Origin of the sequence: Seohaeicola nanhaiensis (assembly GCF_042654245.1) — a bacterium.
GTDB classification, from domain to species: Bacteria; Pseudomonadota; Alphaproteobacteria; order Rhodobacterales; family Rhodobacteraceae; genus Seohaeicola_A; species Seohaeicola_A nanhaiensis.
Window position 1 is genome coordinate 47,704 of record NZ_JBHSGI010000032.1, and the last position, 23,928, is coordinate 71,631.

21 protein-coding genes are annotated in these 23,928 nt (G+C 68.4%); 11 read left to right on the forward strand and 10 right to left on the reverse strand.

Annotation, left to right across the window (positions count from 1 at the left end; translation table 11 throughout):
- Positions 1-6: 6 nt before the first annotated feature.
- Complete coding sequence (locus ACFO5X_RS21040) at positions 7-1,434, reverse strand: MBOAT family O-acyltransferase (protein WP_380720940.1); 1,428 nt, start codon at positions 1,432-1,434, stop codon at positions 7-9.
- Positions 1,435-1,893: 459 nt separating this feature from the next.
- On the opposite strand from ACFO5X_RS21040, the gene ACFO5X_RS21045 reads away from it, so the two are divergent.
- The 3 genes from ACFO5X_RS21045 to ACFO5X_RS21055 all read left to right on the forward strand — a co-directional run bounded on the left by ACFO5X_RS21045 (position 1,894) and on the right by ACFO5X_RS21055 (position 6,683).
- Entirely contained in the window at positions 1,894-5,175 is a 3,282-nt protein-coding gene (locus tag ACFO5X_RS21045; RefSeq protein WP_380720943.1) for a calcium-binding protein, read from the forward strand.
- A gap of 447 nt (positions 5,176-5,622) precedes the next feature.
- Positions 5,623-6,183 carry a DUF2793 domain-containing protein gene (locus ACFO5X_RS21050; RefSeq protein WP_380720947.1) on the forward strand — a complete coding sequence of 187 codons (561 nt, stop codon included), beginning with the start codon at positions 5,623-5,625 and terminating at the stop codon, positions 6,181-6,183.
- On the forward strand, positions 6,150-6,683 hold the full coding sequence (locus ACFO5X_RS21055) for a hypothetical protein (RefSeq protein ID WP_380720952.1): 534 nt from the start codon (positions 6,150-6,152) through the stop codon (positions 6,681-6,683). Before ACFO5X_RS21050 ends, ACFO5X_RS21055 begins: the two co-directional genes overlap by 34 nt.
- A gap of 15 nt (positions 6,684-6,698) precedes the next feature.
- Here ACFO5X_RS21055 and fcl read toward each other — a convergent pair whose 3' ends face one another.
- Positions 6,699-7,661, reverse strand: a complete 963-nt coding sequence (gene fcl, locus ACFO5X_RS21060; protein ID WP_380720955.1) for a GDP-L-fucose synthase — start codon at positions 7,659-7,661, stop codon at positions 6,699-6,701.
- Between the two features lie 97 nt (positions 7,662-7,758).
- On the opposite strand from fcl, the gene ACFO5X_RS21065 reads away from it, so the two are divergent.
- Positions 7,759-8,202, forward strand: coding sequence for a YqfO family protein (locus ACFO5X_RS21065; RefSeq protein ID WP_380720958.1), 444 nt, complete (start codon positions 7,759-7,761; stop codon positions 8,200-8,202).
- Between the two features lie 33 nt (positions 8,203-8,235).
- Here the strand turns inward: ACFO5X_RS21065 and ACFO5X_RS21070 are convergent, their stop codons facing one another.
- Together ACFO5X_RS21070 and gmd are read right to left on the reverse strand one after the other, a co-directional pair.
- Complete coding sequence (locus ACFO5X_RS21070) at positions 8,236-8,973, reverse strand: hypothetical protein (protein ID WP_380720961.1); 738 nt, start codon at positions 8,971-8,973, stop codon at positions 8,236-8,238.
- Positions 8,974-8,982: 9 nt separating this feature from the next.
- Positions 8,983-10,104 (reverse strand): GDP-mannose 4,6-dehydratase, encoded by a 1,122-nt coding sequence (gene gmd / locus ACFO5X_RS21075; RefSeq protein ID WP_380720964.1) that lies wholly within the window; start codon positions 10,102-10,104, stop codon positions 8,983-8,985.
- Between the two features lie 134 nt (positions 10,105-10,238).
- Here gmd and ACFO5X_RS21080 point away from each other — a divergent pair, with 134 nt between their 5' ends.
- Together ACFO5X_RS21080 and ACFO5X_RS21085 are read left to right on the forward strand one after the other, a co-directional pair.
- Positions 10,239-10,514, forward strand: coding sequence for a hypothetical protein (locus tag ACFO5X_RS21080; RefSeq protein WP_380720967.1), 276 nt, complete (start codon positions 10,239-10,241; stop codon positions 10,512-10,514).
- 140 nt (positions 10,515-10,654) lie between these two features.
- Entirely contained in the window at positions 10,655-11,944 is a 1,290-nt protein-coding gene (locus ACFO5X_RS21085; RefSeq protein WP_380720969.1) for a calcium-binding protein, read from the forward strand.
- A 17-nt stretch (positions 11,945-11,961) separates the two neighbouring features.
- Here the strand turns inward: ACFO5X_RS21085 and ACFO5X_RS21090 are convergent, their stop codons facing one another.
- The gene (locus ACFO5X_RS21090) at positions 11,962-13,005 is read right to left on the reverse strand and encodes a hypothetical protein (RefSeq protein WP_380720972.1); all 1,044 of its coding nucleotides are present in this window, start codon (positions 13,003-13,005) and stop codon (positions 11,962-11,964) included.
- A gap of 194 nt (positions 13,006-13,199) precedes the next feature.
- Between ACFO5X_RS21090 and ACFO5X_RS21095 the strand changes: the two genes are divergently transcribed.
- The 3 genes from ACFO5X_RS21095 to ACFO5X_RS21105 are packed head-to-tail and all read left to right on the forward strand — an operon-like array spanning position 13,200 to position 16,239.
- Complete coding sequence (locus ACFO5X_RS21095; RefSeq protein ID WP_380720975.1) at positions 13,200-14,180, forward strand: hypothetical protein; 981 nt, start codon at positions 13,200-13,202, stop codon at positions 14,178-14,180.
- Positions 14,177-15,046, forward strand: a complete 870-nt coding sequence (locus ACFO5X_RS21100; protein WP_380720978.1) for a hypothetical protein — start codon at positions 14,177-14,179, stop codon at positions 15,044-15,046. Before ACFO5X_RS21095 ends, ACFO5X_RS21100 begins: the two co-directional genes overlap by 4 nt.
- Positions 15,043-16,239 carry an FkbM family methyltransferase gene (locus tag ACFO5X_RS21105; RefSeq protein WP_380720980.1) on the forward strand — a complete coding sequence of 399 codons (1,197 nt, stop codon included), beginning with the start codon at positions 15,043-15,045 and terminating at the stop codon, positions 16,237-16,239. The genes ACFO5X_RS21100 and ACFO5X_RS21105 overlap by 4 nt, the downstream gene beginning before the upstream one ends.
- Before the next feature lie 10 nt (positions 16,240-16,249).
- Here the strand turns inward: ACFO5X_RS21105 and ACFO5X_RS21110 are convergent, their stop codons facing one another.
- Positions 16,250-17,326, reverse strand: coding sequence for a glycosyltransferase (locus tag ACFO5X_RS21110; RefSeq protein WP_380720983.1), 1,077 nt, complete (start codon positions 17,324-17,326; stop codon positions 16,250-16,252).
- Positions 17,327-17,396: 70 nt separating this feature from the next.
- On the opposite strand from ACFO5X_RS21110, the gene ACFO5X_RS21115 reads away from it, so the two are divergent.
- Positions 17,397-18,398 carry an NAD-dependent epimerase/dehydratase family protein gene (locus tag ACFO5X_RS21115; RefSeq protein ID WP_380720985.1) on the forward strand — a complete coding sequence of 334 codons (1,002 nt, stop codon included), beginning with the start codon at positions 17,397-17,399 and terminating at the stop codon, positions 18,396-18,398.
- Between the two features lie 78 nt (positions 18,399-18,476).
- Here the strand turns inward: ACFO5X_RS21115 and ACFO5X_RS21120 are convergent, their stop codons facing one another.
- Entirely contained in the window at positions 18,477-19,508 is a 1,032-nt protein-coding gene (locus tag ACFO5X_RS21120; protein ID WP_380720988.1) for a ParB/RepB/Spo0J family partition protein, read from the reverse strand.
- A 20-nt stretch (positions 19,509-19,528) separates the two neighbouring features.
- On the reverse strand, positions 19,529-20,935 hold the full coding sequence (locus tag ACFO5X_RS21125) for an AAA family ATPase (protein WP_380720995.1): 1,407 nt from the start codon (positions 20,933-20,935) through the stop codon (positions 19,529-19,531).
- A 379-nt stretch (positions 20,936-21,314) separates the two neighbouring features.
- Between ACFO5X_RS21125 and ACFO5X_RS21130 the strand changes: the two genes are divergently transcribed.
- Entirely contained in the window at positions 21,315-22,319 is a 1,005-nt protein-coding gene (locus ACFO5X_RS21130) for a replication initiator protein A (RefSeq protein WP_380720998.1), read from the forward strand.
- Here the strand turns inward: ACFO5X_RS21130 and ACFO5X_RS21135 are convergent.
- Both ACFO5X_RS21135 and ACFO5X_RS21140 read right to left on the reverse strand, forming a co-directional pair.
- The gene (locus ACFO5X_RS21135; protein ID WP_380721001.1) at positions 22,316-23,266 is read right to left on the reverse strand and encodes a glycosyltransferase family 2 protein; all 951 of its coding nucleotides are present in this window, start codon (positions 23,264-23,266) and stop codon (positions 22,316-22,318) included. The two genes, ACFO5X_RS21130 and ACFO5X_RS21135, sit on opposite strands and share 4 nt — an antisense overlap.
- The gene (locus ACFO5X_RS21140; protein WP_380721004.1) at positions 23,263-23,772 is read right to left on the reverse strand and encodes a hypothetical protein; all 510 of its coding nucleotides are present in this window, start codon (positions 23,770-23,772) and stop codon (positions 23,263-23,265) included. The genes ACFO5X_RS21135 and ACFO5X_RS21140 overlap by 4 nt, the downstream gene beginning before the upstream one ends.
- Between the last annotated feature and the right edge of the window lie 156 nt (positions 23,773-23,928).

Below are 23,928 nucleotides of genomic sequence, written 5' to 3' on the forward strand. Positions count from 1 at the left end.
CCCACCTCAGAACTGGAAATAGATAAAGGCACTCGTGGCCGTGGTTGCCCCGAACGCCAGGAGATAGATCATCCCCGCATAGAGACCGGCCCGCACGACCATCGGCCAGCGGGCGTAGAACTGGACGTCGCCGCGGCGTTCGATCGCGGCGTCCCAGAGGAACAGAACCGCGATCCCCAGCAGGCTCGCGGCCGGAGGCACCGGCATCGACAGCATGGCCGGCGCAGGAAGCACGCCCGCCAGCCGGCCGGTGAACTCGGTGATCTGCTCGAACGAGCGGGCCCGGAACAGCAGCCACCCGTAGCAGACGATCTGGAAAAACACGGCGATGGCCAGGCCCTTCCACAGCAGCCGGCCCAGGCCGGCGGGGCGGCGGCCCGGACCGCCCCAGCGGCCGGCAAGCGCACGGTGCCCCGCCAGCAACGCGCCCTGGTAGAACCCCCAGAGGACGAAATTCCAGGCCGCCCCATGCCAGAGCCCGCCCAGCACCATCGTCGCCATCAGGTTCCGGTAGGTCTTCCAGCGTCCTCCGCGGTTCCCGCCGAGGGAGATGTAGAGATAGTCGCGCAACCAGGTCGACAGGCTGATGTGCCAGCGCCGCCAGAACTCCTGAGGATCGGTGGCGAAATAGGGCTGCGCGAAATTGCGCATCAGATGGAACCCCATCATCTTGGCCACGCCCCGCGCGATATCGGTATATCCCGAGAAATCGCAGTAGATCTGGATCGCGAACAGCCAGGTGGCGAAGAGGATATCCAGCCGGGACGGGTCGGGGCTGGAGTATATGGCGTCGACCGAGGGGGCCACGCCATCGGCGATGACCACCTTCTTGATCAGCCCGGTCATGCAGAGCACCGCCCCCCGCCGCAGCGCCTCCCAGCTCAGCACCCTGGGGTTCTGGATGTTGGGCAGCAGATTGGAGGCCCGTTCGATCGGGCCGGCAACGAGCTGCGGGAAGAAGGCCACGAACAGCGCGAAATCGAGGAAGTCCCGCGAGGGCTCCAGTTCCCGGCGGTAGACGTCGATCGTGTAGCTGAGCGTCTGGAAGGTATAGAAGGAGATCCCGACCGGCAGCACGATCGCCAGCATCACGGGATCGGGGTGATAGCCGGCCCAGCCCAGCAGCTCCTGGAAGGAGTCGACGAAGAAGCCGAGGTATTTGAAGATCGCGAGCATGCCGAGATTGGCCGCAAGCGAGACCATCAGCCAATGGCGCCGCCGCAGGTCGTCGCTCTCCTGGCGGATCCTGAGGGCGACGAGATAGTCGATCCCCGTACTGAGCAGGATCAGGCCGAGAAAGCGCCAGTCCCAGGCGCCGTAGAACACGTAGCTGGCCACCAGCAGCATCCGGTTCTGCCCGCGGTGGGGCAGCAGGACGTAGGCCACCATGACAACAAGAAAAAATGCCCAGAACTCTAGTTCGGTAAACAGCATACTTGGCCTGAAATCCGCTTCCGAACCTTCTGATCGGCCTCACCGGGGATCACGAGTGACGGCGAGCGATTCCGAGCATAGCCATCTTATCCCGGATTATGAACAGGTTTCTGGTTCGTCCCGCCCGGCGCCAGAGGGAGGCGCAAGGGCCCCGTTCTGGCCGCGGCCCGCAGCCGGCGCCCTCGGGCGGCCCAGGCGTCGCCGGCCCGCCCGGGACATGTCGGCGAGATTGCGCCAAGCCCCTTCCCCGCCACGGCCGAGACACATTGTTACCGATAAAGGCTCGCAGAAAAGCCACATAACCCATCGAGATTTGGGGGGTAATGCTGACCAAAGGCGAGTAAACCATGAGAATTGCCCCAGTTTCACCCAATCTCAACTCTGCCTTGGGAAGTTCCGATGACCGCACATGCCTCCGGCAAGCCTGCCTTCTCCTCGACTGCGGCGCGTAGACTTCAGATGGCTGCTACTGTTTTGGGACTGGTCACCGGCATCACCGCTGCGGACGCGGACACCGTCGCCTCGAACCTTCCGGGCGATGGCATCGCCGTCTCTGCCATGGCAGGGCGGACGACGACCCTGCAGCTTGGCGATTCCTCCATCACCGGCGTAGAGGTCCTGAACGGCCCGGCGCATGGCAACATCACCGTCAATCCCGACAATTCCCTCGCGATCGTCCTGACCACCTCCGGCCAGACGTCCGATATTTCCTGCGACATCCGGATCACCCACGCCGATGGTACGACCGAGGATCGCACGGTCGAGATCGACGTGACGCCCGGGGTGGAACAGGCCGGATGGGGCAATGCGGACTTCTACAAGCTCGCCACGGATTCCGATAACCGCACCATCGTCGAGCATGGCGAGAATCACCGCGAGGTCTATGTATCCGCCAGCGCCGAAGCGCTGACGCTCGCGGATATTGCCGCGCGCGAAGGGGTCGACGTATCCCAGGTCACGGGTCAGTTCCTGGTGGAGCACTCCCAGTACGGCAGCAGCGAAGACCTCGCCCTGGCGCAGGATGCGGGAAAACTGCTCTGGTCGGCCCTGATGGATGCCTCCAGGACGGAACCCTCGTCGCACTGGCTGATGTTCGAACGCGGCTATACCTACGACAAGATGGAAAACGCCTTTCCGTCGCCGGGCGCCAACGGAGAGTCAGAGCTGCACCCGATCTATCTGGGCGCCTTCGGCGATGGAACCCGGCCGGAAATCACGACGATGCAGTATACCTTCAAGGAGGGCAGCGAGAACGTCGTCATCCAGGATCTGCATTTTTCCGGGTCGGTGATCCTCAACGCGGGCAGCAATTTCATCTTCGACAGTGTCGAGATCACCCGTGGCGACCTGGTCGCGCAGGGCGTCGACGAGCGGTTCGAGGGCTTCACGTTCCGGAACTCGGCCATCTACGACGTGTACCGCGACGAACCCACCGGCGGCCGGACCACCTGGGAAGCAATCCCCGACAGGGTTGCCGGGCTATATGCCTCTCTCATAGACAACCTTCTGATTGAGGACAGCTTTTTCGACCATGCAGGGTGGTCTGACGACTATCTGGATGGCAATGGCCAGCCCCCCGGCCTGGGCAGCCACAACATCTATCTGCAAAGCAATGCCACCGGCGTCACCCTGCGCGACAACATCATCATGCGCGGCGGCGGCAATGATGCGCAGATCCGCTCGGGCGGGTTCATCGAAGACAACATCTTCATGGACAGCAATGCCGGGGTGTTCTTCGCCGCCGGGGGCGCCGACAATGACGGCGAGGGAAACTATACCCTGTTCACGGGGAACGTGGTCACTTCGGGCGGGCACCGGCAGGTGGACGGGCACTCTGCCGGTCTGACGATGGGCATTTCCAACAAGGGGTTCATGCCGACCCTGCTGGACAACATTGTCGCGCATCTGGCGAACCCCAACGATCCCGACGAACTGGCATCGAAGCCGATCACGCATCTGGGACTCGACAACAACACCGGCGCTCCGGTCTATGACAACACGATCGTCTACAACTGGGCCGGGGCGAATGCCGTCCGGGATGCCCAGGATCAGAATGTCGATGGCCTCGACCGTGCCGTGCTCGACCAGACGACGATCCAGAACTTCGCCTCCCAGCTGCTGGGCAAGGCGAATGCCTCGATCGCGGACCTGGCGAACTATCTCCGGGCCGCGGCTCATGGCCAACTGGACAGCCACGTCGATGCCGATCTGATCAACGCCTACTTCCAGACGGCCTTCGGGCTCTCCACCACGCTGCGGGCAGAGGCAGCAACGCTGCGCTTCATCCCGAACGAGCTGGGCGACGGCGTCCGCTGGGACAACCGCATGAACTGGGACAGCGGCGACCTGCCCGGCACCCAGGACGGCGACAGCGTCGATCTGGGCGGCAACTGGGTCTTCTATGAGGGAACCTCCGAAATCCGCACCCTCGAGTTCGGGCTGAAGGGTGAACTGAACGTCACCAACGGGCTGCTCAGGGTAACCGACGGGCTGGTGGTGGACGCTTCCGGCGCGACCCTGAACATCGACCGGTCCGGACAGTTCTGGACCGGCGGCTATTCCGATACCGACGTGCTCCGGGTCAATGCCGCCGGCGGACGATACGCCAACACCGGCCTGTCCATCGGCAACATCAAGATGGACGTCTCGGACAACGCCCAGGTTCTCCTCGCCACGGATGGTGCGGAATACATCATGCGGGGCCGCAGCCAGCTGACCGTGACCGGGGGCGATGCCAAGGTCGGTTTCGATGGCCAGGCCGGCGGCACGGCGGCCCTGCTGATGACCGCAAGCTCCGACCTGACGTTCGTCGCCGAAGGCGGCAAGATCGGAACCATCGGCGAATTCTACTCGGGCCATTACGACGCAGGGGCCGGCGGGGTCCGGTCGGGCGTCAGCCTCGGAGGCGCCACCCTAGAGGTCGATGTGTCGGACGTGGCGGCGCTGGGAATCGGAAAATTCGACCTGATCCATGTGGACGAGCTGATCGGCACCTTCGGAACGATCAACATCGTTGGCCTGGCCAAGAACCAGTCGGCCAAGGTGGTGATCAACTACACGACGGACAAGGTCACGCTGCTTCTCGGCGAAGTCGGCAAGGGCGACGGCCTTGCCACCTTGCAACTCGTGGGCAAGGCGGACAGCGCCATGTCGGACAGGGAACTCTTCGACATCCTGACCGACGGACACGGTGTCTATCCCGTCGACCGCCCCGAAGCGCCCACCCATGAGACACTGGACGGGACATCCACCGACGATGTCATCAAGGGGACGGAGAAGGACAGCTACATGAGGGGCTTCACCGGCAATGATACGCTGGACGGCAGAAATGGCCACGATACCCTCTTTGGCGCGCGGGGCGACGACGTCATCTATGGCCGCCGGGGCATAGACACGCTGGTCGGCGGTGCCGGCCACGACACGCTCTATGGCGGCGGCCGGAGCGATACGCTGACCGGAGGCGCAGGCAAGGACTTCCTCTCGGGCGGGCGGGGCAATGACAGGCTGACCGGCGGCTCGGGCCGGGACACCTTCCACTTCGACGAGAGTTTCAGCCGCGACAGGATCACGGATTTCGAAATCGGCAGGGATAAGCTCCATCTGGACTTTGCCGGGGCCGATTTCGACAGCCTGAACATTCACCGCGGCTCCGGGGGAACGGTCATCGAAACCATCCAGGGCGTGATCGTTCTGGAAGGCATCCTGCCCCAAGACCTGTCTGCCAGCGACTTCATGTTCTGAGCGTTCCTTTCCCCCGCGCCAGGCGTCCCAGCTGGGACGGGGGGTCAAGGCACTGACAATGACTGCCAAATCATCGAGTGACCTCTCAGGACGCCGTTTCGCACCGGCCCTGAGGGCCACGGCGGGGCCTGAGCCGCGGGCAAGAGGCCTGTCATGGTATGGAGGCACACTCCACCGGCCCCGCGCAGGATGTCGAGAGCGCGCGGATCGCTGAACCAGAAGGGGCCAGATGCGGAACTCTGTCTTGTTAGAGACAGATCCTCGGACCTATAGGGCAGGAAGACCTCAGGCCAGGCAGGCGTACGCCGGGCCCCGGCGCACTTCGGGCGAAACGGGGCGCATCGCTGAAATCCTAATAGACCGTTAGGGCAGCCCCCGCACCGGTAGGGCGGGGTTCAGGGCGGATGCGCAGGGTGGCGGGCGTAGCCACGACCACAGGAGGGGTTCATGTCGGATACCTCGGCCATTCTCGGCCTGCCATACCTGATGCCGAGCCAGGCGCAGAAACACGTCACCCACAACGAGGCGCTGGCCCGGCTGGACCTGCTGGTGCAGCTGCGCGTCGAGGCGCTGGAGGCCGAGACGCCGCCCCCGGCGCCCGAAAAGGGCCAGATCTGGGGGCTGGGCCCGGCGCCGACCGGCGCCTGGGCCGGGCAGGCCGGCCGCCTCGCCGCCTTTGCCAATGACGCCTGGCTGTTCCTGACCCCGGGCCCCGGCTGGCGCGCCTGGGACAGGGGGGCGGGCGAACTGCGGCTCTGGGACGGGCTGGGCTGGATCCTGCCCGGCGCGGCAACGCAGAACCTCGCGAGCCTCGGCATCGCCACGACCGCGGATGCGGTGAACCGGCTGTCGGTGCGCGCGCCGGCGGTGCTGCTGAGCCATGACGGGGCCGGCCATCAGCTGAAGGTCAACAAGGCGGCTGCGGCGAGACCGCCGCGCTGCTGTTCCAGACCGGCTTCAGCGGCCGCGCCGAGATGGGGCTGGCCGGGAGCGACGACTTTGCGCTGAAGGTTTCGCCCGACGGGGCCGCCTGGACCACGGCGCTGGCGGCGGAGGCGGCCAGCGGGACGGTGGATTTCCCCGCCGGGCTGCGGCTGGCGGGCGGCGCGCGGCTCGAGACCTGCGAGACGGGCAGCTGGACGCCCGAACTGGCCGATGCGGCCAGCGGCGGCGCGGTGGCCGGCGCCACCACCGCCGCCGGGCGCTATGTGCGGATCGGCGAAATGGTGCAGGCGAGCTTCGTGCTCGACGGGATCGATACCACGGGGCTGGCCGGCGGCAACGACCTCTGGATCCGGGGCCTGCCCTACCCGGTCAAGGCCTCCGCCAGCGCGCGGCTGACCGCCGCGGCCCATCTGGCGCATGTGACCGCGGCCAGCCCTCCCTGGCTTTACGCCACGGGCGGCGACAGCGCGCTGCGGCTGATGCGGATGGTCTCGGGCGCCGCGCCCGCGGCCCTGACCAGCGGCAGCGCCGAGATCGGGGCGAGCCTCAGCTACCGGGCCTGAAGCCCCTTACAGAGTCTATTTCGCGCGCAGGCCGGCGGGATCCTGGGTGAGATACCACCGATAGGTCCCGGCGATCCCCTGTTCCAGCGGGATCGTCGCGCGCCATCCCAGGCGGGTCAGGCGCGAGACGTCCATCAGCTTGCGCATCGTACCGTCGGGCTTGGTTGCGTCGAATGTCAGGTGGCCGGTGAACCCGGTGACCCGGGCCACCGTCTCGGCCAGCTCGCGGATCGTCACATCGGTGCCGGACCCGACGTTGATGTGGCTGAGCATCGGCTGGGTCTCGGCCTCGTAGGTCGCCCTGTCGAGGCCGGCGACGAAGAGCGAGGCCGCCGCCATGTCGTCCACATGCAGGAATTCGCGCATCGGTTTGCCGGAGCCCCAGACCACCACTTCTTCCGCCCCCTCCTGCGCCGCCTGGTGAAAGCGGCGGATCAGCGCCGGCAGGACGTGGGAATTCTCCGGGTGGAAGTTGTCGCCCGGGCCGTAGAGGTTGGTCGGCATCACGCTGCGGTAATCGGTACCATACTGCCGGTTGTAGCTCTCGCACAGCTTGATGCCGGCAATCTTGGCGATGGCGTAGGGTTCGTTGGTCGCCTCCAGCACCCCGGTCAGCAGCGCGTCCTCGGCCATCGGCTGAGGCGCTTCCTTCGGATAGATGCAGGAGGAACCGAGCTGCAGCAGTTTCGTGACCCCGGCGGCATAGGCCTGGTGGATCACATTGCACTCGATCATCAGGTTTTCGTAGATGAATTGCGCCGGATAGCTGTTGTTGGCGTGGATCCCGCCCACCTTCGCCGCGGCAAGGATCACCTGGTCGGGCCGTTCCGTCTGGAAGAAGGCGCGCACCGCGGCTTGGTCCGTGAGGTCCAGCTCGGCCGAGGTGCGGGTGACCAGCTCGTGCTGCCCCTGCGCCTGCAGCGCGCGCAGGATGGCGCCCCCCACCATGCCGCGATGGCCTGCGATGTAGATCTTCATGGCGGTGTCTTTCCTGCTTTTCCCGGCCTCGCCTTAGCCGATAACCTCACCGGTGCAAAGCAGGCGCGCCCGGTCGGTGCGCCCCAAAGGAGATAGCATGACCCTTCCCACCTTCGACAGCCCCCGTTTCCGAACCGAATCCGGCTGGCGCGTCGCCGTCCAGGTTCCGCAGGCGCATGCGGCGGAGATCCTGGCCGCGGTGCGGGAAAAATCGGCTCTGACATGGGGGGATTACGATACCGTCAGTTTCGAAAGCACCGCCGGCATCCAGCGGTTCCGATCGTTGGGCACGGGCCACAACCCGGCCAGCGACGGCATCCTGGAGGTCCCCTGCGTGGAGCTGTCCTTCTTCCTGCCCGGCAGCGAGGCCGAGGTGGCCGGCGTGCTGGAAGCGATCTATGGCGTACATCCTTACGAGGAGCCGGTGCTCTTCGCCATGCCGGCCGTCCGCAGCCTGCATATCCGCGGGATGGACGAGGACAACCCCAACCGCTTCTGGAACGGACCGCCCAGGGATTGGGTGATTGACCCGAAAGCCTAGAGCGCCGAGCCGTCGCGCGCGCGCTCCCCGGGCCTACCCGATCTCCAGCGCCTCGCAAATCTGATCGGCCACCCGCGCGCCATAGGCGGCGTTCATGTGCCAGATGTCCAGGTCGGAGTCGGCGAATTCCGCCGGGGTTTCCCCTGCGGCGCCCCAGGCGGGATCGGGCCAGTCCAGCGGGATCAGGGGCGGATCGAAGCGGGTGGCCAGCGCCTGCACAAGCGCGCGCTGGCGGGCCGCATACCAGGCGGCGAACCGCGGGGTATTGGCGCCATAGGTGCGGCGCAGCGGATCGTCTGCGGGCATCAGGGACAGCGCCGGCAGCGGGGCAGGCACCAACAGGATCGGCCCCGAATAGACCCTGCGCAGTTGCACGAGCGCGGCCCGACCGGGCAGGCGCGGCAGGGTATCGGCCAGCAGCGCGGTCAGCACCGCGGCCGAGACCGGCACCTCCACGCCGGAGGTGGCGAGGCCGGCCAGGGCCGCATGGTGCAGCGGGTGACCCGCCTGCCCGTCGCGCAGCGCGCTGAAGCCGAAGCTGCAAAAGGCGATATAGTCGTATCTGCCGGGGTCAAAGCCGGCAGGGCCGAGGCCGGACATGTCGCTGTAGATCGTCGCCCCGGGCCGCGCCGGCACCACCCGCCCTTCCTGCAGACGGATGTTCGGCCCCCCGCCGCCGTTGATCGCCCAGAATTCGGCCGGGGCGCGGGCCTGCTGCCAACCCTGCCGGACCGCGGCGAGGTGCGAGTTCCCGAAGATCAGGCCCGCCACCGCCCCGCCCTATCCCTCGAGGCTCACCGGCAGGTCCAGGCCGTGCGCCTTGAGCAGCGCGTGGCGGCGGGCGGTCTTGAGGTCCTCGGCCACCATCTCGGCGCACATGTCCTGCGCGGTGATCTCGGGGGTCCAGCCCAGCACGCGCTTGGCCTTGGCAGGATCCCCCAGCAGGGTTTCCACCTCGGCGGGGCGGAAATAGCGGGGGTCGATCCGCATCACCACGTCGCCGACCTTGAGCGCCGGGGCCCTGTCGCCGGTGATGGCGGTGATGGTGGCGGTCTCGTGCACGCCCTCGCCGGAGAAGTCGAGCGTCAGGCCCAGTTCCGCCGCCGTCCAGGTGATGAACTCGCGCACCGAATACTGCTTGCCGGTGGCGATGACAAAATCCTCTGCCGTCTCCTGCTGCAGCATCATCCACTGCATCCGCACATAGTCGCGGGCATGGCCCCAGTCGCGCAGACTATCGATATTGCCCATGTAGAGACAGGGTTCGAGTCCCTGGGAGATATTGGCCAGCCCCCGGGTGATCTTGCGGGTGACGAAGGTCTCGCCCCGCCGCGGGCTCTCGTGGTTGAAGAGGATGCCGTTGCAGGCATACATCCCATAGGCCTCGCGGTAGTTCACCGTGATCCAGTAGGCATACATCTTGGCCACCGCATAGGGCGAGCGCGGGTGGAACGGCGTCGTCTCGGTCTGCGGCACCTCCTGCACGAGACCGTAGAGCTCCGAGGTCGAGGCCTGGTAAAAGCGCGTCTTCCTCTCGAGCCCGAGGAAGCGGATCGCCTCGAGCAGGCGCAGCGTGCCAAGGGCGTCGACGTCGGCGGTATATTCCGGCGCCTCGAAGCTGACCGCGACATGGCTCTGCGCGCCGAGGTTATAGACCTCGTCGGGCTGCACCTCGCTGAGGATCCGGGTCAGGTTGGAGGTGTCGGAGAGGTCGCCGTAATGCAGCTTGAGATGCGCATGGTTGGAATGCGGATCCTCGTAGATATGGTCGATCCGCTGGGTGTTGAACGAGGAGGCGCGGCGCTTGATGCCATGCACCTCATATCCCTTCTCCAGAAGAAACTCGGCCAGATAGCTGCCGTCTTGTCCGGTGATGCCGGTGATCAGGGCGGTCTTGGTCATCGCGGGCGGGGCCTTCGTTGCTGTACGGCGTCGCTTGTTTCACACCTCGCCTGGGGACGCCAGATGGGTTATTCCCCTCCGCCCGTCCCGTCCGCCCAGAGGCCAGGCATTTTGCCCCCGCGCCAGAGCCTGCGATGCCCTGTCCCGACACCCTTCCCGTGATCGACGCCGGCAGGAACGATGGCAGGGACGCCGATTGCCATGCGCTGCGCGGTGTCAATTGCCCATGCGCCGGTCGAGGTCCTCTTCCCTCGGGCCTGTTCGGCGAGGATCGGCAGGGCCGCCGGCCGAACCAGGAACAGGCGCTGAAGGGCACCGACGCGCCGGACGCGGGGTGCCGCCGGGTGCCCGGCAGCCTCTGGGCCAAGACCATCGGCCGGTTCGGCCTGCACGCCAGACGGAAGGGCTGAAAAACCTCTGACAGGGTCTGATATGCGCCCCTCGAGCGCGGATCAGACCCGGCTGGTTCCGGACCGGCAATTGGCCTAGCCTCGGGCACACAGATTCGGCCGCCGGCCGGCTGTCCACATGCCAGCAGGAGGCCCGCCGCATGGCCATGATCGTCGCCGCCGACAGCACCACCCGGATCAGCCTCGCCGATACCGACCGGCTGTATGTGGCGCGCGATGTCGAGGTGATCGTCGCCACCGGCAGCGCCGTCACCGGCAGCACGCTTTATTCCAACCAGCTTCAGGTGGCGATCGACGGCACCGTGGTGGCGATGGACGGCAATGCCGTACTGCTGGCGGACGACCAGACCGGACTGGGCGCCAATACGCTGATCGTGGGAAGCACCGGCATCCTGCGCTCGCTCGACATTCCGGGCAGCGCGGCGGTCTATATGGTCGGCACCGAGAGCAGCTTCCAGAACCACGGCGAGGTCACCGGCAGCTGGGGCACCTATCTCTATGCCTATACCGGCAGCACGCTGGCCAATCACGGCCTGCTCTCGGGGATCGACCGTGCCGCGGTCTATCTGCGGGACTCGGGCGACATCCGCAGCCTCAACTCCGGGCTGATCACCGGCGCCCATGGCTTCGAATTCTCGAATTCCGACGGTCGGATCGACAACCGGGGCGACATCGTCGCCACCGCCCCGGCGGGATCGGCGATCCTGGCCACCGCCGCCTCGGGTGGCATCGTCATACTGAACTCGGGCAGCCTCTGGGCCGCCAATGTCGCGGTGGAGACCGCCGATTTCGACGACCGGCTGGTGAACAGCGGCACGATCACCGGCGACGTACTGCTGGGCGACGGCGCGGACTTCTACCGCGGCACCGGCGGCACGGTGGTGGGCACGGTCTATGGCGGCTTCGGCAACGACCGGCTGTTCGGTGGCGCCGACGACGACGTGCTGTATGGTCAGTCCGGGGTGGACGAATTGCACGGCCGGCACGGCGACGACGTGCTGGTCGGCGGCAGCGGCAACGACAGCGTGTATGGTGGCGCTGGGTACGACAGCCTTTTTGGCGGCGATGGCAACGACGCGCTCGGGGGCGGCGATGGCGACGATACGCTGAGGGGAGGCGCTGGCGACGACGTGCTGAACGGCGGACGCGGCGATGACGATCTGACCGGCAATGGCGGGAGCGACATCTTTGTCTTCCGACGCATGGCCGGCGACGACGTGATCACCGATTTCCAGAACGGCGCGGACCAGATCGACCTGAGCGCCTTCGGCGGACGCGCCGCCGACTTTGCCGGCCAGGTGGCACCGGCGCTGTCGGATGCCGGCGACGGTGCCACCTTCCTCGATCTCACAGCGCTTGGCGGCTCTGGCTCGGTGCTGATCCTGGGGCTGGAGTTCGCCGATGCGGATGCTGCTGATTTCCTTTTTTAGAGCCTGATACAGCTCGTTCAGGCCGGCGCGCGATGTGTCTCCAGCACCTCGGTCAGCGCCGTCATAACCGCCCCGGCAAGCCGTGCCCGCTCGGCCAGCCAGAGGCCAGTGTCGCCAAAGCGCGCCGCCAGCGCGGCCTGGGCCGTGGCATAGGCCTCGAAGAAGGTGGCGTCGAAGCGCACCGCTGCGATCGCCCCGGCGGCCTGCTCCACCGAGAGACCGTGGAGGTTCAGCCAGGACGCCGGCGGCAGGCCCAGCGTATGCGCCCGGTGCCCGGGCGAGGCGACGTAGAGCGGCAGCGCGCCGCAGGCGAAGGCGTCGAAGAGCTTCTCGGTGAGATACTCGGGCTGATGGGTGTTCTCGATGGCGGCCAGCATCCGCGTGCTGCCATCGAGCCGTACCAGCTTGTCGAGATGCCAGTTGCCGATCTCGAAGCGGCTGGGCCCGCCCTGCCAGCTCTGGCCCAGCCGGCGCACCCCCGGCCCCGTACAGGCCTCGGCCAGGTCGGTCCGCCAGGCGCAGAGGCCGAGGATGTCGCCCTCGGGCCAGTGTACCGAATGGAAGGCGCCGGGGCGGCGTTCGAACATGAAGGTGAGATCGGCGCCATAGGTGGCGAAGCGGGCCTGCCACTCGGCCGGGGTCAGGGCCGCATTGCGCGCGAAACGGGCGGCATAGGCGCTGGCGAAGCGGTGGTTGGAGAGCAGGTAATAGGGGATCGCAGCAAAGCGGAAGATGGCGCTGGTGGCATGGGTGAGCTGCACCGCCGGCAGGCGCCCGCCGCGGCTGTCGATGCTGATGTCGCGGCAGAGCGGGCGGCGGCCCCAGAGCGTGTCCCAGAAGGGCTCCTCGGAGAGGATCACCACCGGCGGCCGGCGCGCGCGCCAGACGTCGGCCAGCGCCGCCGGCGCGTCGGCCAGGTCGAGCGGATGGGCGAAGAGCCAGAGGTCGGCCTCCTCGGGGCGCGTCACCTCCTCCAGCCGGCCCGCGAAGAGCGGCGCCAGCGCCGGATAGGCCAACGGCATCCGGTGGGCATGGGCACCCGTCCTGAAAATCCTGATCATGCCGCCCCTGCCCTGCCCGCCGACGGCCCCTGTTACACCAGCCCCGCAGGCGGGGAAACCGGGCCGATTGCACTGGCGCGGCGCGGACCGGGCGGCTAAAGCGGCCCCGACAGGGCGGCGGCCGCTCTTGTCATCGCCCTGGGCCTGTCGCACGATGCCCCGGGCGCGCACGCGGACAAAAAAGCGAGGCAGGCATGACACACGGCAGAGAGGGAGCGGCGGAACAGGCGCCGATGCAGGTCTGGTGCGCCGATCCCGCCGAGGCCGCCCCGCTGGTGGCCCTGCTGGGCCCGGTCGAACGGCTGGAGCGCCTGCCCGAGACGCCGGGCGACGCGACCCTGCTGATCCTGCACCCGGCCCCTGTTGCGGCGCTGGCCGGGCATCTCGCCGCGGGCCTGGCGCCCGAGGCCGCCGCGACCGCCTGGGCCGGGGAGACCCGGAGGCTGCTGCGCCTGCATCGCGCCGCCCGACGCCGGGTGCGGCTGGCCGAAATTTCGGCCGCGCGCGCCCATCCGCGCGCCTTCCAGGCACTGTTCGGTGGTCCGGGACAGGAGGCCCCAGTCGAAACACCTTTGTCAGAGCCTACTTTTGACCCGGTTTTGGGCCTTCTGTCGCAGCGGCTGATCCTGGGCGATGCAACGCTGAACGCGCTGGTCGACGAGCTGGAGGCGGCGAGCGCCGATCTGACCGGGGGTCAGGGGCTGACCGCCGACAACCCCGAGGCCGCCTGGCGCAGCCATGCCGAGGCGGGGCAGCTGCGGTCGCAGGTCGAAAGCGCCGGCCGCGCCCGCCAGGAGGCCGACCTGCTGAAGGCGCAGAACCGGGCAATGATGGACGAGCTGGAAAGCCTCGCCCGCCACAGCCAGCAGATGCAGGACCGGCTGACCCAGACCGGCCAGGGCCTGGACAGCGCGCAGGCGCAGATCGCGACGCTGGAGGCCGCGCTGGAGGCGCTGCGCCGGCGCACGGCGGACAAGGAGCGGAGCCTGCTGGCGGCAGGGCGGATGATCGAGGAAGCGGAGCTGCGCGCCGCCGGGCTGAAGACCGCGCTGGAGCGCGCCGAGGACAAGGCCGCCACGCTGCGGGCCGAGCTCGAGCGGATCACCGCCTCGCGCTCGTTCCGGCTGACCGCGCCGCTGCGCCGGATGCGGGCGCTGATCGGAGGACGGTCATGAGCTTCCCCGCCGGACCCGACGGGATGCCCGCCCATCTGCTGCACATCGGCGCTGGCGACGGCGACGGTGTGACCGCCTGGCAGGCCGCCGGGGTGACCCGCTTCACCCTGGTGGAGGCCGATCCCGACACCGCCCGCGCCCTGTCCGCCCGGCTGCGGGGCACGCCGGGCGTGCAGGTGATCACCGGGGCAGTCTCGGCCGACCTCACCCCGCGCCCGTTCCGGCGCTGCAACCTGCCCGGCCTGAACAGCTTTCGGGCGCCCGAGGGGCTGGAGGCGCTGTTTCCCGGCCTGCGGGTGCTGGACGACAGCCCGGTGACCCCGCTTGACCCGGTGGCGCTGGTGAGGGAGCTGGAACTGGGCGACAGCGCGGCACTGCTGATCGAGGCGCCGGGCGAGGCGCTTGGCATCCTGCAGGCGCTGCAGGCGGCGGGCCTGCTGGACCGCTTCGCCACGATCCGCCTGCAGGAGGGACGCGAGACGCTCTACGCCGGAGCACCGCCGGCCGAGGCCATCCGCAACTGGCTGGAAGACAATGACTTCATGGCCCTGTTAGAGACCGATTCAGACGATCCCGACCGCCCGCATCTGAGCGCCGCGCGTACCGCCGCGCTGGTCAGGCTGCGCGCCGAACGCGACGCCGCCCTTTCGGCGATGGAGGTGTTGCGCGCCGAACTGGACGAGATCCGCACAGTGGCCGGCGAGCGGGCAGAGCGGCTTGCCGGGCTGGAGCGCGATCGCGACACGGCGCGCGCCGAGGCCGCGGCGGCGACGCAGCGGCTGACCCTGGCGCGCGCGGAACTGGAGCGGGCCGAGGAGCAGGTCGGTCTGATCCGCGAGCTGCTGACCGCCGGGGAAGCGGGATGAGCGGCGGGAAACTCAAGGCAAAGCGGCGGCCCAGCCCGCTGGCGGCCCGCGCCGAAGCGGCCTGGGCCGCTGCCGACTGGCCGGCGCTGGCGGACCTGGCCGCAGAAAAGCTGAAACCCGAGCCCGGCCGCGCCAGGCTGGCGCTGCTCGCGGCGGCGGGGCTGGCGCAGACCGGCAAGACCGGCGCCGCCCGCAAGCTGGCCGCCAAGGCCCGGCGCTGGGGCGCGCCCCCCGCCGAGATCGCAGAGGTCCTGCTGGCGGGAACGCTGACCACCCTGGGCCGCGCCGCGCTGCTGCTGGGCGACGAGGCGCGTGCGGACGCGCTTTTCGACCGCGCCGCCGCCCCCCGCCCCGGGCGCGACCGCGCCATCGCCGAGGCCACGGAGATGGAACTGCTGCCCGAGGCGGCGGCCCGGATGACCCGGTCGCTGGAGGAGTTGCGCGAGGGCACCCTGCCCGCCTCGGCGGCGGCGGTGCTGCAAAGCCAGATCGAGCTGCTGAACCACACCCTGGCGCTGGCCCAGCAGCGCGGCCAGCTGCGCCCCGGCGGCGCCCAGCCCGGTGCCGGCCCCAGCCTCGCAGCGCGCGCCACCTCACAGCTGGGCCAGGAGCTCTGGGTACTGGAGCAGACCGGGCACAAACGGGGCGGCTTCTTCGTCGAATTCGGCGCCACCGACGGGGTGATCCTGTCCAACAGCCTGCTCCTGGAGACCGAATTCGGCTGGCAGGGCATCTGCGCCGAGCCAAACCCGGCCTTCTTCGCCAAGCTGAAGCGCAACCGCAGCTGCATCGTGGCCCCGGACTGCATCATGGGGCAGAGCGGCGAGGTGGTGGAGTTCATCCTGGCCGACGAATATGGCGGGGTCGCCGATTTCGCCGAGGCCGACGCCCATGTCGCCCGCCGCGCGGCCTTCCGCGACGAGGGCGCGGTGCTGCGGCTGACCACCATCTCGCTGGACGATTTCCTGAAGAAATACGACGCGCCGCGCCATATCGACTACATGAGTATCGACACCGAGGGCAGCGAATACGAGATCCTGCGCACATTTCCGTTTCAGGACTGGGACATCCGCCTGCTGACGATCGAGCACAACTTCACCCCGCTGCGCGGCCAGATCCGCGAACTGCTGGAAGGCCATGGCTATGCCTGTACCGAGCGCGAGTGGGATGACTGGTATGTGAAGACCGGCTGAAATGGTCCTGTCAGAGCCTGTTTTCAGGTTCTGACGAGGTCTGGGCCAGGGCAAGGATGCGGGCATGATCGCGTCCGGTGCGCCCGGTCAGCCCGTCGGCGACGGCATGGGCGAGCAGGCGCAGGAAGATCCGCCGCTCGCCGGAATGGTCGCGCACCTTCAGCAGCCATTTCGGCAGCACCGCCAGCAGCGCCGGCCAGAACATCCACCCCGCGGCCAGCCGGTAGAGCAGCAGCAGGTTGCGGTGGTAGTAATAGACCTTCCACAGCGGGCGGAAGCGGCCGCGCTGGCCCGCGAAGGTCGAGCAGTCGTGCTCGAACGCCACCTGCGGCGCGAACCAGAGCCGCCCGCCGGCGCGGGCAAGACCCAGCGTATAGAGCCCGTCCTCGCCATAGACGAAGAGCCGCCCGTCGGGATAGCCGACCCGGGCGATGGCATCCCGGGACACGAAGAGGCCGACGAAGGAGGCGACGTCGATGCTGCGTCCCGGCCCCGCGTAATCCTCGGGGCGGACGTGAAAGCCGCCGCGCCCGCCGAGGGTAAGCAGGGTGCGGCGGAATTCCGCCCCGTGCCAGAAGGGATTGCGCGAGGGGCGGTTCATCTCGCAGATCGCGCCGTCGGGGTAATAGACCGCCGCCGCCACCGCATCGAGCCCGGTGAGGTCGAGCGCGTGGAAGGCGGCCAGCGCGCCGGGCCGCGGACGGGCGTCGTCGTCCATTACCAGAAGCCAGTCGGGATCGAAGCGGTCGGTGGCCAGTTTCATCCCCGCCTCGAAGCCTCCGGCGCCGCCGACATTGGTGGCGCTGGTCACCCGGACCAGACGGGGATCCTCTTGCGTGGCCAGCCAGGCCGCGGTGCCATCGGTGGAGGCATTGTCGACCACCACCACCGCCGCGAGCAGCGCCGCGGGCGTCTCGAGCAGGCGCGCCAGCGTGGCCTTCAGCTTGTCCAGCCGGTTGTAGGTGACCACCACGGCCACCAGCCGTCCGGCCCCCGCAGGCCCTGCGGCCGCCCTGCTGTTCTCTGCCCTGCCCTGCCCGTCCACGTTTCGAACCGCTCCTGCCGTTGTGCCGGGGCCAACACTCATACTTCGGGTCCGGTGTCAAACCCGCCGCTTCCGGTTTGACAGACTGCGCGGGTTCCGTCACCTAGAGTTCATGCAGACCGCACTTGTCACCGGCTCGGCCGGCTTCATCGGATTTCACGTCGCAACCCGCCTGCTGGACGCCGGCTGGCGGGTCATCGGGCTCGACTCGATGTCGGACTATTACGACGTCGACCTGAAGCGCCGCCGTCACGCGCTGCTCTCCCAGCACGCCGGCTTTACCGCTGTCGAGGACCGGCTGGAGGCGCCCGGCCTGCTGATGCGGCTCTTCGCCGAGCACCGGCCTGCGCGGGTGGTGCATCTGGCGGCCCAGGCGGGCGTCCGGTTTTCCATCGAGCAGCCGCGCTCCTACCTCGAGTCGAACCTGATCGGCACCTTCGAGCTTCTGGAGGCCGCCCGCGCCCATCCGCCCCGACATCTGCTGCTGGCCTCGACCTCTTCGGCCTATGGGGCCAATACCGAGATGCCCTATGTCGAGACGCAGCGGGCCGACCATCAGATGTCGTTCTACGCCGCCACCAAGAAGGCGACCGAGAGCATGGCGCATTCCTATGCCCATCTCTACAGCCTGCCGGTGACGATGTTCCGCTTCTTCACCGTCTACGGACCCTGGGGCCGGCCGGACATGGCCTATTTCAAGTTCACCCGGGCGATCCTGAAGGGCGATCCGATCGATGTCTACAACCACGGCCAGATGCGCCGCGACTTCACCTATGTCGACGACCTGGTGGAGGGCATCATGGCGCTGGGAGAGGCCGTGCCGGGCGATACTCCGGTGTCGGAGCGGGATTCGCTCAGCCCGGTGGCGCCCTTCCGGGTGGTCAATATCGGCGCTGCTGCGCCCGCGCCGCTGATGGATTTCATCGAGGCTATCGAAGCCGCCTGCGGGCAGACCGCCGAGAAGGTGATGCTGCCGATGCAGCCGGGCGACGTGCCGGCGACTTGGGCCGATATCGGTCTGCTGACCGATCTGACCGGCTTTACGCCGCAGGTGGAGATGCGGGAGGGCGTGGCCCGCTTTGTGGCCTGGTACAGGGACTATTACGAGGTCTGAGGGCATTCGACCTCAGCAATTTCAATGGCTTGCAGAAAAATGTTTCGCGCGCGAAACATTTTGGCGGGACAGGGGCGGTTACCCCGCCGCCCCCTGCCGCCGCAGCCAGGCCTGCAGCGCGCCGTGCAGCGCCGGGGTGACCCCTGCACCGGTCAGGACGATACGGGACCCGTCGAAATCGACCTCCACCTCGAGGATCTGCGGCTCCGGCGGCGTCGCTACAGGAGCGGTCTCTGCAGGCGCCGCGGCGGGCGGGGCAGGGCGGCGCACCGCGGCGGCGGCAAGGCGGGCCAGCAGGGCCATCTCGGCTTCTGGGGTGTCGGGCGCGGCGCGGCGCAGGCCCTCGGCGATACGCTCCGCGCCCCCGGCCTCCACCGCCTTGACCAGGTCCAGCCCCAGCTTTTCGGAAATCGCGGTGGGAAAGCGCAGGCTTGCATCCAGCGCCTCGACCAGCGCGGTGAAGCTGTTGATCTTCGACCGCTTCGAGCGTGACACGGCACCGAACAGACCCTGCAAAGCCAGTTTGCGGGTCGGGTAGATGCCTTCCTGCCAGGCCTTCAGAGCGATCCGGGCACGTTCGTAGAGACTGAGGTTGGCGCGGATCTCGTTTTCCTCGACCATCGCCACATAGGCGGCCTGCCGGTCGGGCGGGGCCACCACCAGCGCCTTGACGCGCCCGAAGCGGTCGCCGTGCCGCTGTTCCAGCGCCTGCAGCGCCGTGAGCCGGCGCCAGCCCGAGACCAGCCCGTGGGTCTGCGCCCCCCTGGGCTGGGGCAGAGCGACGACCTCGATGGGCACCTGCTGGCCGCGCGCCTCGATCGAGGCGGTCAGGGCCTCCATCTCTTCCGGATCCTGCGCCATGCGGTCGCGCACCAGATGATGCGGGTCGATGGCCGACAGCGGCAGCGTCTCGATCAGCCGTCCCTCGGCGCGCGCGCTGGCCATCGCCTCGGCCACCTCGCCAAGCGCCGCCGTGGCCGAGGCCTCGCCCGCCACCCGGGCGATCGGCGGCTCGGAGGGCATCAGCGCCCGCATCGCCGGGGCAGGGGCGCTGCCGGCCCCGTCCAGATAGCCTGCCTGCGGCGGCGTCAGTCGCTTGCGCTTGGCCATGGGTTGTCTCTCCTCAGGCTCTAACCGGCCAGTTCAGTGTCTTGCGCGGCCCGTTCCTCGCGTCGCCAGATGCCCAGCAGCAGCCGTTTGAAGGCGGCATAGGTCGCATCAAACGTCTCGCGCCCGCGGGCATAGGTCTCGCGATTGAAGTCGCGGTAATCGGCCTCGTAGATGCCCGAGACCTGCTCGCCCGCCTGGCCGATCAGCGCGGTGAAATCCTGCCGGTGCGGCGAGAGCGTGCGCCCGAGATAGGCCTGCATCAGCGCCGCCAGCTCGCCCTGCTGGGCGCCGTCGTAACGGGTGATGACCGCGCGCACCGCGTCCCACTCGAAGGCCAGCCCCGGGCGGCCCAGGGCGCGGGCCGCCATGTTCTCGCCCTCCTCGATCGAGTGGAAGGTCGAATGCAGCATGTCGAAGAAACGGCCGGTGGAATCGAACTCGAGGAAGGAGGCGCCAAGCGGCACCAGCAGGATGTCGGCCGCCGCCAGCCCGTTGATGGTGAGATAGCCAAGCGCCGGGGGGGTATCGATGAAGATGACGTCATAGCGGTCGAGCACCCCGTCGGCCTCAAGCCGGTCGGTCAGCGCATCCCACAGCCGCCAGCCGCGGGCTGCCATGCGCCAGACCGGAATCTGGAACTCGGCCCAGTAGAGGTTCAGCTGGGCGCCGATGAGGTCGATGTTGGGCCAGTGGGTCGGCTGGATCACGTCGGCGGCGGTCATCTCCAGCGCCGCCGCCAGCGTCTCGTCCAGCGGCTGCGGTGCCTCGCCCCGGTCGAGCCGGCGCTGGTTCTCGCCGCGCAGATGTTCGCCGTAATGGCGGGCGAGCAGGGGGAAGGCGGTTTTCCATTCATCCGCCACCTGGCCGCCGAAGATCGAGGTCATCGAGCCCTGGCTGTCGAGATCGATCACCAGCACCTTGTAGCCGTCGAGCGCGGCCGACATGGCGAGATGGGCCGCGGTCGAGGTCTTGCCGACGCCGCCCTTGAAGTTGGCCACCGCCACCAGCTTGGCCGGCAGTCCCTTGGGGCGGTAGGGCAGGTAGTTCTTCGACTTCGCCCCCTGCGCTCCGAAGAAGGCACGCAGGCGCAGCACCTCGTCGAGCGAGAACCACTTGGCCCCGCCCTCGGTGTCGCTGACGCCCTGGGGCAGGTCGGGGTTGGCGCGCAGCACGCGGCGGAAATGGGCCTGGGCGACGGGGATCAGATAGCGGGTGATCTCCCAGGTCGAGAACAGGCGCAGCTGCTTGCGACCCTCGGCATCCAGCCCCCGGCTGGCGAGATCGGCGCGCCCCCGCGCGCAGGCCTCGGCGATGCGGGCAAAGCCGGCGGTGCTGGTGGGCGCCTCCAGCTCGGCCTGGGCCGCATCGGCGTCGATGTTGAAATAGGGGGGCAGCGCGGAAGGCGCCTGGGGAAGATCTCTGGCCATGATATGCTCGACATGCCGCGTTTTTGTCAGGATACCACAAAAGGCGGCACATGGAAGAAAAAGCCGCATGTCCAGCGGTTTTTCTCAGCAAATCTTGTGGGATGACACCTATTGATACCCCAGATCGGCGTGCTGCGCGAATTTTTTTATCCGTTAGGAATGTGTTATTTAAGTGTTACGGGATTTTCGGGGTTCGGAGTCTGCCCTTGTTTTACAGGGGCAGGGGCCTGCTCGACGGGCTTCAGGCGACTCTGAACCCCCGATAGGATGACTCCGTTCCCCCGATGCGCCGACTCCGAACCCCCGTTGCCCGCCCTTGTGGATAACTCTAGGCTGGGCGTCATCGAAACCACGAAAAAACCGAGTCGGGAAACGACCCATGAGCAGGGCAGGGACAGGCGCCGGCGGGCTGATGCCCGACCGCAGGGAGCAGGGTGATTTCTTCCTCTGCGATGTCTTCGACGCGATCCCCAAGGACGACCTGGCCAGCATGGAGCACCCGCTGTTTTCGCTGGCGACACGGCCCGATCTGCGGGTGCTGAAATACGCCCACAATGGGGTCGAGATCGAGGTGACGCCCTCGGTCCGGGGGCTGGCGACGCTGCACGACAAGGATATCCTGATCTTCTGCATCTCCCAGCTGATGGCGGCACTGAATGCGGGCCGCGCGGTCAGCCGCACGCTGCAGCTGAAGGCGCACGACCTGCTGGTCGCCACCAACCGCGAGACCAGCGGCGACGCCTACCGCCGCCTGCGCGAGGCCTTCGAGCGGCTGGCCGGCACGCGCATCACCACCAATATCGTCACCGGCGAGACCGAGACCACCAGCGGGTTCGGTCTGATCGAACGCTGGGAGATCGTGCGCAAGACCCGGGGCGGGCGGATGATCTCGGTCTCGGTCACCCTGTCGGAATGGCTCTACCGGGCGGTGCTGGGGCGCGCCGTGCTGACGCTGTCGCGCGACTACTTCCGACTCAGGAAACCGCTGGAGCGGCGGATCTACGAACTGGCGCGCAAGCATTGCGGGCGCCAGGACAGCTGGCGGGTCTCGGTCGATACGCTGCTGAAGAAATCGGGCTCGGCCTCGCCCCGCCGGGTGTTCCGCGCCATGCTGCGCGAGATGATCACCTCGGACCACCTGCCCGACTACCGCCTCAGCGAGGAACCGGGTGACCTGATCCGCTTTACCCAGCGCGCCGCCGTCATCGAGGGGCCGCCGCCGGTGCTCTCGGAGGCGGCGCTGGCGGAGGCGCGGCGCCTTGCGCCGGGGATGGACGTCCATGCCCTGGCCGCCGACTGGCGCGCGCTCTGGGCGCGCACGGGGGCGCAGCGGTTGAGGAAGCCCGACGCGGCCTTCCTCGGCTGGCTCAGAAAGCGGCTCTAGGCAGGCGGGTCGCCCAGGGTCCGGGCCATCAGGGCGGGGTCGCTCCGGGCCAGTTCCGCGCGCACCGGCGCCGCGAGGTCGCGGGTGGCGAAGGTGCGGGTCAGCTCGGCGAGCCGGGGGCGGTGCGCGGCGGCGACATGATCGCCGATCCAGGCGCAGAGCCCCAGCGCGAAGCGGGCGAAGGGCAGGGCAAAGGGGGTGCCGGCGGTCTCGGCGGCGAGGCGGGCGAAGGGGCCGAAGACCTCGAGCCGCGCGGAGCTTTCCAGGTTGGTCAGCCGGTCGCCGCCCTGGTTCACCACATGGATCACGCCGACGCGGTCGCTGGCCAGGATGGTGCGGGCGTGCACGAAGCTCTTCCAGTGCAGTTCGACATCCTCGTGCAGCAGGATCTCGGAGCAGCCGATGGCCCTCTCGCGCAGGAAGGCGGTGCGATAGATCTTGTTCCAGGGGTAATTGGCGGTCTGGGCAAGGTGGGTTGCCGCCTCGGATGTCACCTCCGACAGCGCCCCGAGCGCCACGCCCGCCCGCTCCCACAGCGCCTGGTCCCATGGCATCTGGCCCCAGGCGCGGTCCTGCGCGCGGCGGGTGTCGTGATGGGCGAAGAGGCAGAAGTCGAAGCTGCGCCCGGCAAGGTCCTCCATCAGTAAGGGCAGTTCGGCGGTCGGCAGGTCGTCGGCGTCCAGGAACAGCACGTGGTCGGTGCCGACCTCGGCCAGGGCGCGGTTGCGCGCGGCGCCGGGGCCAAGCGCGGTTTCATGGCGGATCAGCGTCAGCCGCTCCGGCGCGAGCCCGGCGGCGGCGCAGAGCGCGGTGGCGGCAAGCGGGCGGTCCGAGCCGTCGTCCACCACCACCACATGGTCGAAACAGCCCAGCCGCCGCGCCCGCGCCAGCAGCGCGGCCAGCGGCTCGCGGTCGTTGTGGCAGGGGATCGCCAGGGTCAGGGTCATGCGAGGAAGATCCGCAGGTCGTGCAGGTGCCAGGTGAAGGGGGCACCGGGCAGGAACAGCACCAGTTCGCGCCAGGGCGCGTCGGCGGGCAGGTCCGGGGTGGTGGCCAGCGGCAGCGCATCGACATGGCTCTGCGCTTCGGGCTCGGCCAGGATGTGGCGGGGAAAGAAGGTATCGGCAAAGCCGGTCCCGGTGCCCGAGCGTAGGCAGGGCCGGACCACGATCGGCGCGGCGGCCGCGCTCTGGCAGGCGAGGCCAAGCCAGCCGGTTTCGGGCAGAGAGGCGGTGTCGAGAGCGACATGCAGGCCGATCCAGCCGGTCCCGCCCGGCGTGGCCTCGAGCTCGAGCAGCCGCCCGGCGGGCGAGCGGAAGCGCCCGGCCAGCGCCAGGCCCGGGTCGGCATGCAGCGCAATGCCGGGAACGAAGGCGGTTTCCGTGGCGGCCAGCGGCCCGTCGGCGCGGCTGTCGCGCAGGCGGGCGAGACCGGGGGCAAGGGCGGCGGTCATGGCGGCGGCAGCTCCGGAACAGATCCTGCCGGTTAGTGGCAATGCGCCACCGGCTTGTCCATGGCGAATTGCATCCGCCGGAAATCCGGGCAGGCGGCGGCGGCAAAGGGCCGGTCTGCTCCCCCTGTGGTTGTCAGGGCGGCCGCTCTCGGGCTA

Bases quoted from the DNA above. Each gene is read 5' to 3' on its own strand.
- ACFO5X_RS21050 (WP_380720947.1), top strand. From the start codon at position 5,623: ATGTCGGATACCTCGGCCATTCTCGGCCTGCCATACCTGATGCCGAGC.
- ACFO5X_RS21065 (WP_380720958.1), top strand. From the start codon at position 7,759: ATGACCCTTCCCACCTTCGACAGCCCCCGTTTCCGAACCGAATCCGGC.
- ACFO5X_RS21095 (WP_380720975.1), top strand. From the start codon at position 13,200: ATGACACACGGCAGAGAGGGAGCGGCGGAACAGGCGCCGATGCAGGTC.
- ACFO5X_RS21045 (WP_380720943.1), top strand. From the start codon at position 1,894: ATGGCTGCTACTGTTTTGGGACTGGTCACCGGCATCACCGCTGCGGAC.
- ACFO5X_RS21080 (WP_380720967.1), top strand. From the start codon at position 10,239: ATGCCCTGTCCCGACACCCTTCCCGTGATCGACGCCGGCAGGAACGAT.
- ACFO5X_RS21115 (WP_380720985.1), top strand. From the start codon at position 17,397: ATGCAGACCGCACTTGTCACCGGCTCGGCCGGCTTCATCGGATTTCAC.
- ACFO5X_RS21055 (WP_380720952.1), top strand. From the start codon at position 6,150: ATGGGGCTGGCCGGGAGCGACGACTTTGCGCTGAAGGTTTCGCCCGAC.
- ACFO5X_RS21040 (WP_380720940.1), bottom strand. From the start codon at position 1,434: ATGCTGTTTACCGAACTAGAGTTCTGGGCATTTTTTCTTGTTGTCATG.
- ACFO5X_RS21090 (WP_380720972.1), bottom strand. From the start codon at position 13,005: ATGATCAGGATTTTCAGGACGGGTGCCCATGCCCACCGGATGCCGTTG.
- fcl (WP_380720955.1), bottom strand. From the start codon at position 7,661: ATGAAGATCTACATCGCAGGCCATCGCGGCATGGTGGGGGGCGCCATC.
- ACFO5X_RS21105 (WP_380720980.1), top strand. From the start codon at position 15,043: ATGAGCGGCGGGAAACTCAAGGCAAAGCGGCGGCCCAGCCCGCTGGCG.
- ACFO5X_RS21125 (WP_380720995.1), bottom strand. From the start codon at position 20,935: ATGGCCAGAGATCTTCCCCAGGCGCCTTCCGCGCTGCCCCCCTATTTC.
- ACFO5X_RS21135 (WP_380721001.1), bottom strand. From the start codon at position 23,266: ATGACCCTGACCCTGGCGATCCCCTGCCACAACGACCGCGAGCCGCTG.
- ACFO5X_RS21140 (WP_380721004.1), bottom strand. From the start codon at position 23,772: ATGACCGCCGCCCTTGCCCCCGGTCTCGCCCGCCTGCGCGACAGCCGC.
- ACFO5X_RS21120 (WP_380720988.1), bottom strand. From the start codon at position 19,508: ATGGCCAAGCGCAAGCGACTGACGCCGCCGCAGGCAGGCTATCTGGAC.
- gmd (WP_380720964.1), bottom strand. From the start codon at position 10,104: ATGACCAAGACCGCCCTGATCACCGGCATCACCGGACAAGACGGCAGC.
- ACFO5X_RS21085 (WP_380720969.1), top strand. From the start codon at position 10,655: ATGGCCATGATCGTCGCCGCCGACAGCACCACCCGGATCAGCCTCGCC.
- ACFO5X_RS21130 (WP_380720998.1), top strand. From the start codon at position 21,315: ATGAGCAGGGCAGGGACAGGCGCCGGCGGGCTGATGCCCGACCGCAGG.
- ACFO5X_RS21100 (WP_380720978.1), top strand. From the start codon at position 14,177: ATGAGCTTCCCCGCCGGACCCGACGGGATGCCCGCCCATCTGCTGCAC.
- ACFO5X_RS21110 (WP_380720983.1), bottom strand. From the start codon at position 17,326: ATGAGTGTTGGCCCCGGCACAACGGCAGGAGCGGTTCGAAACGTGGAC.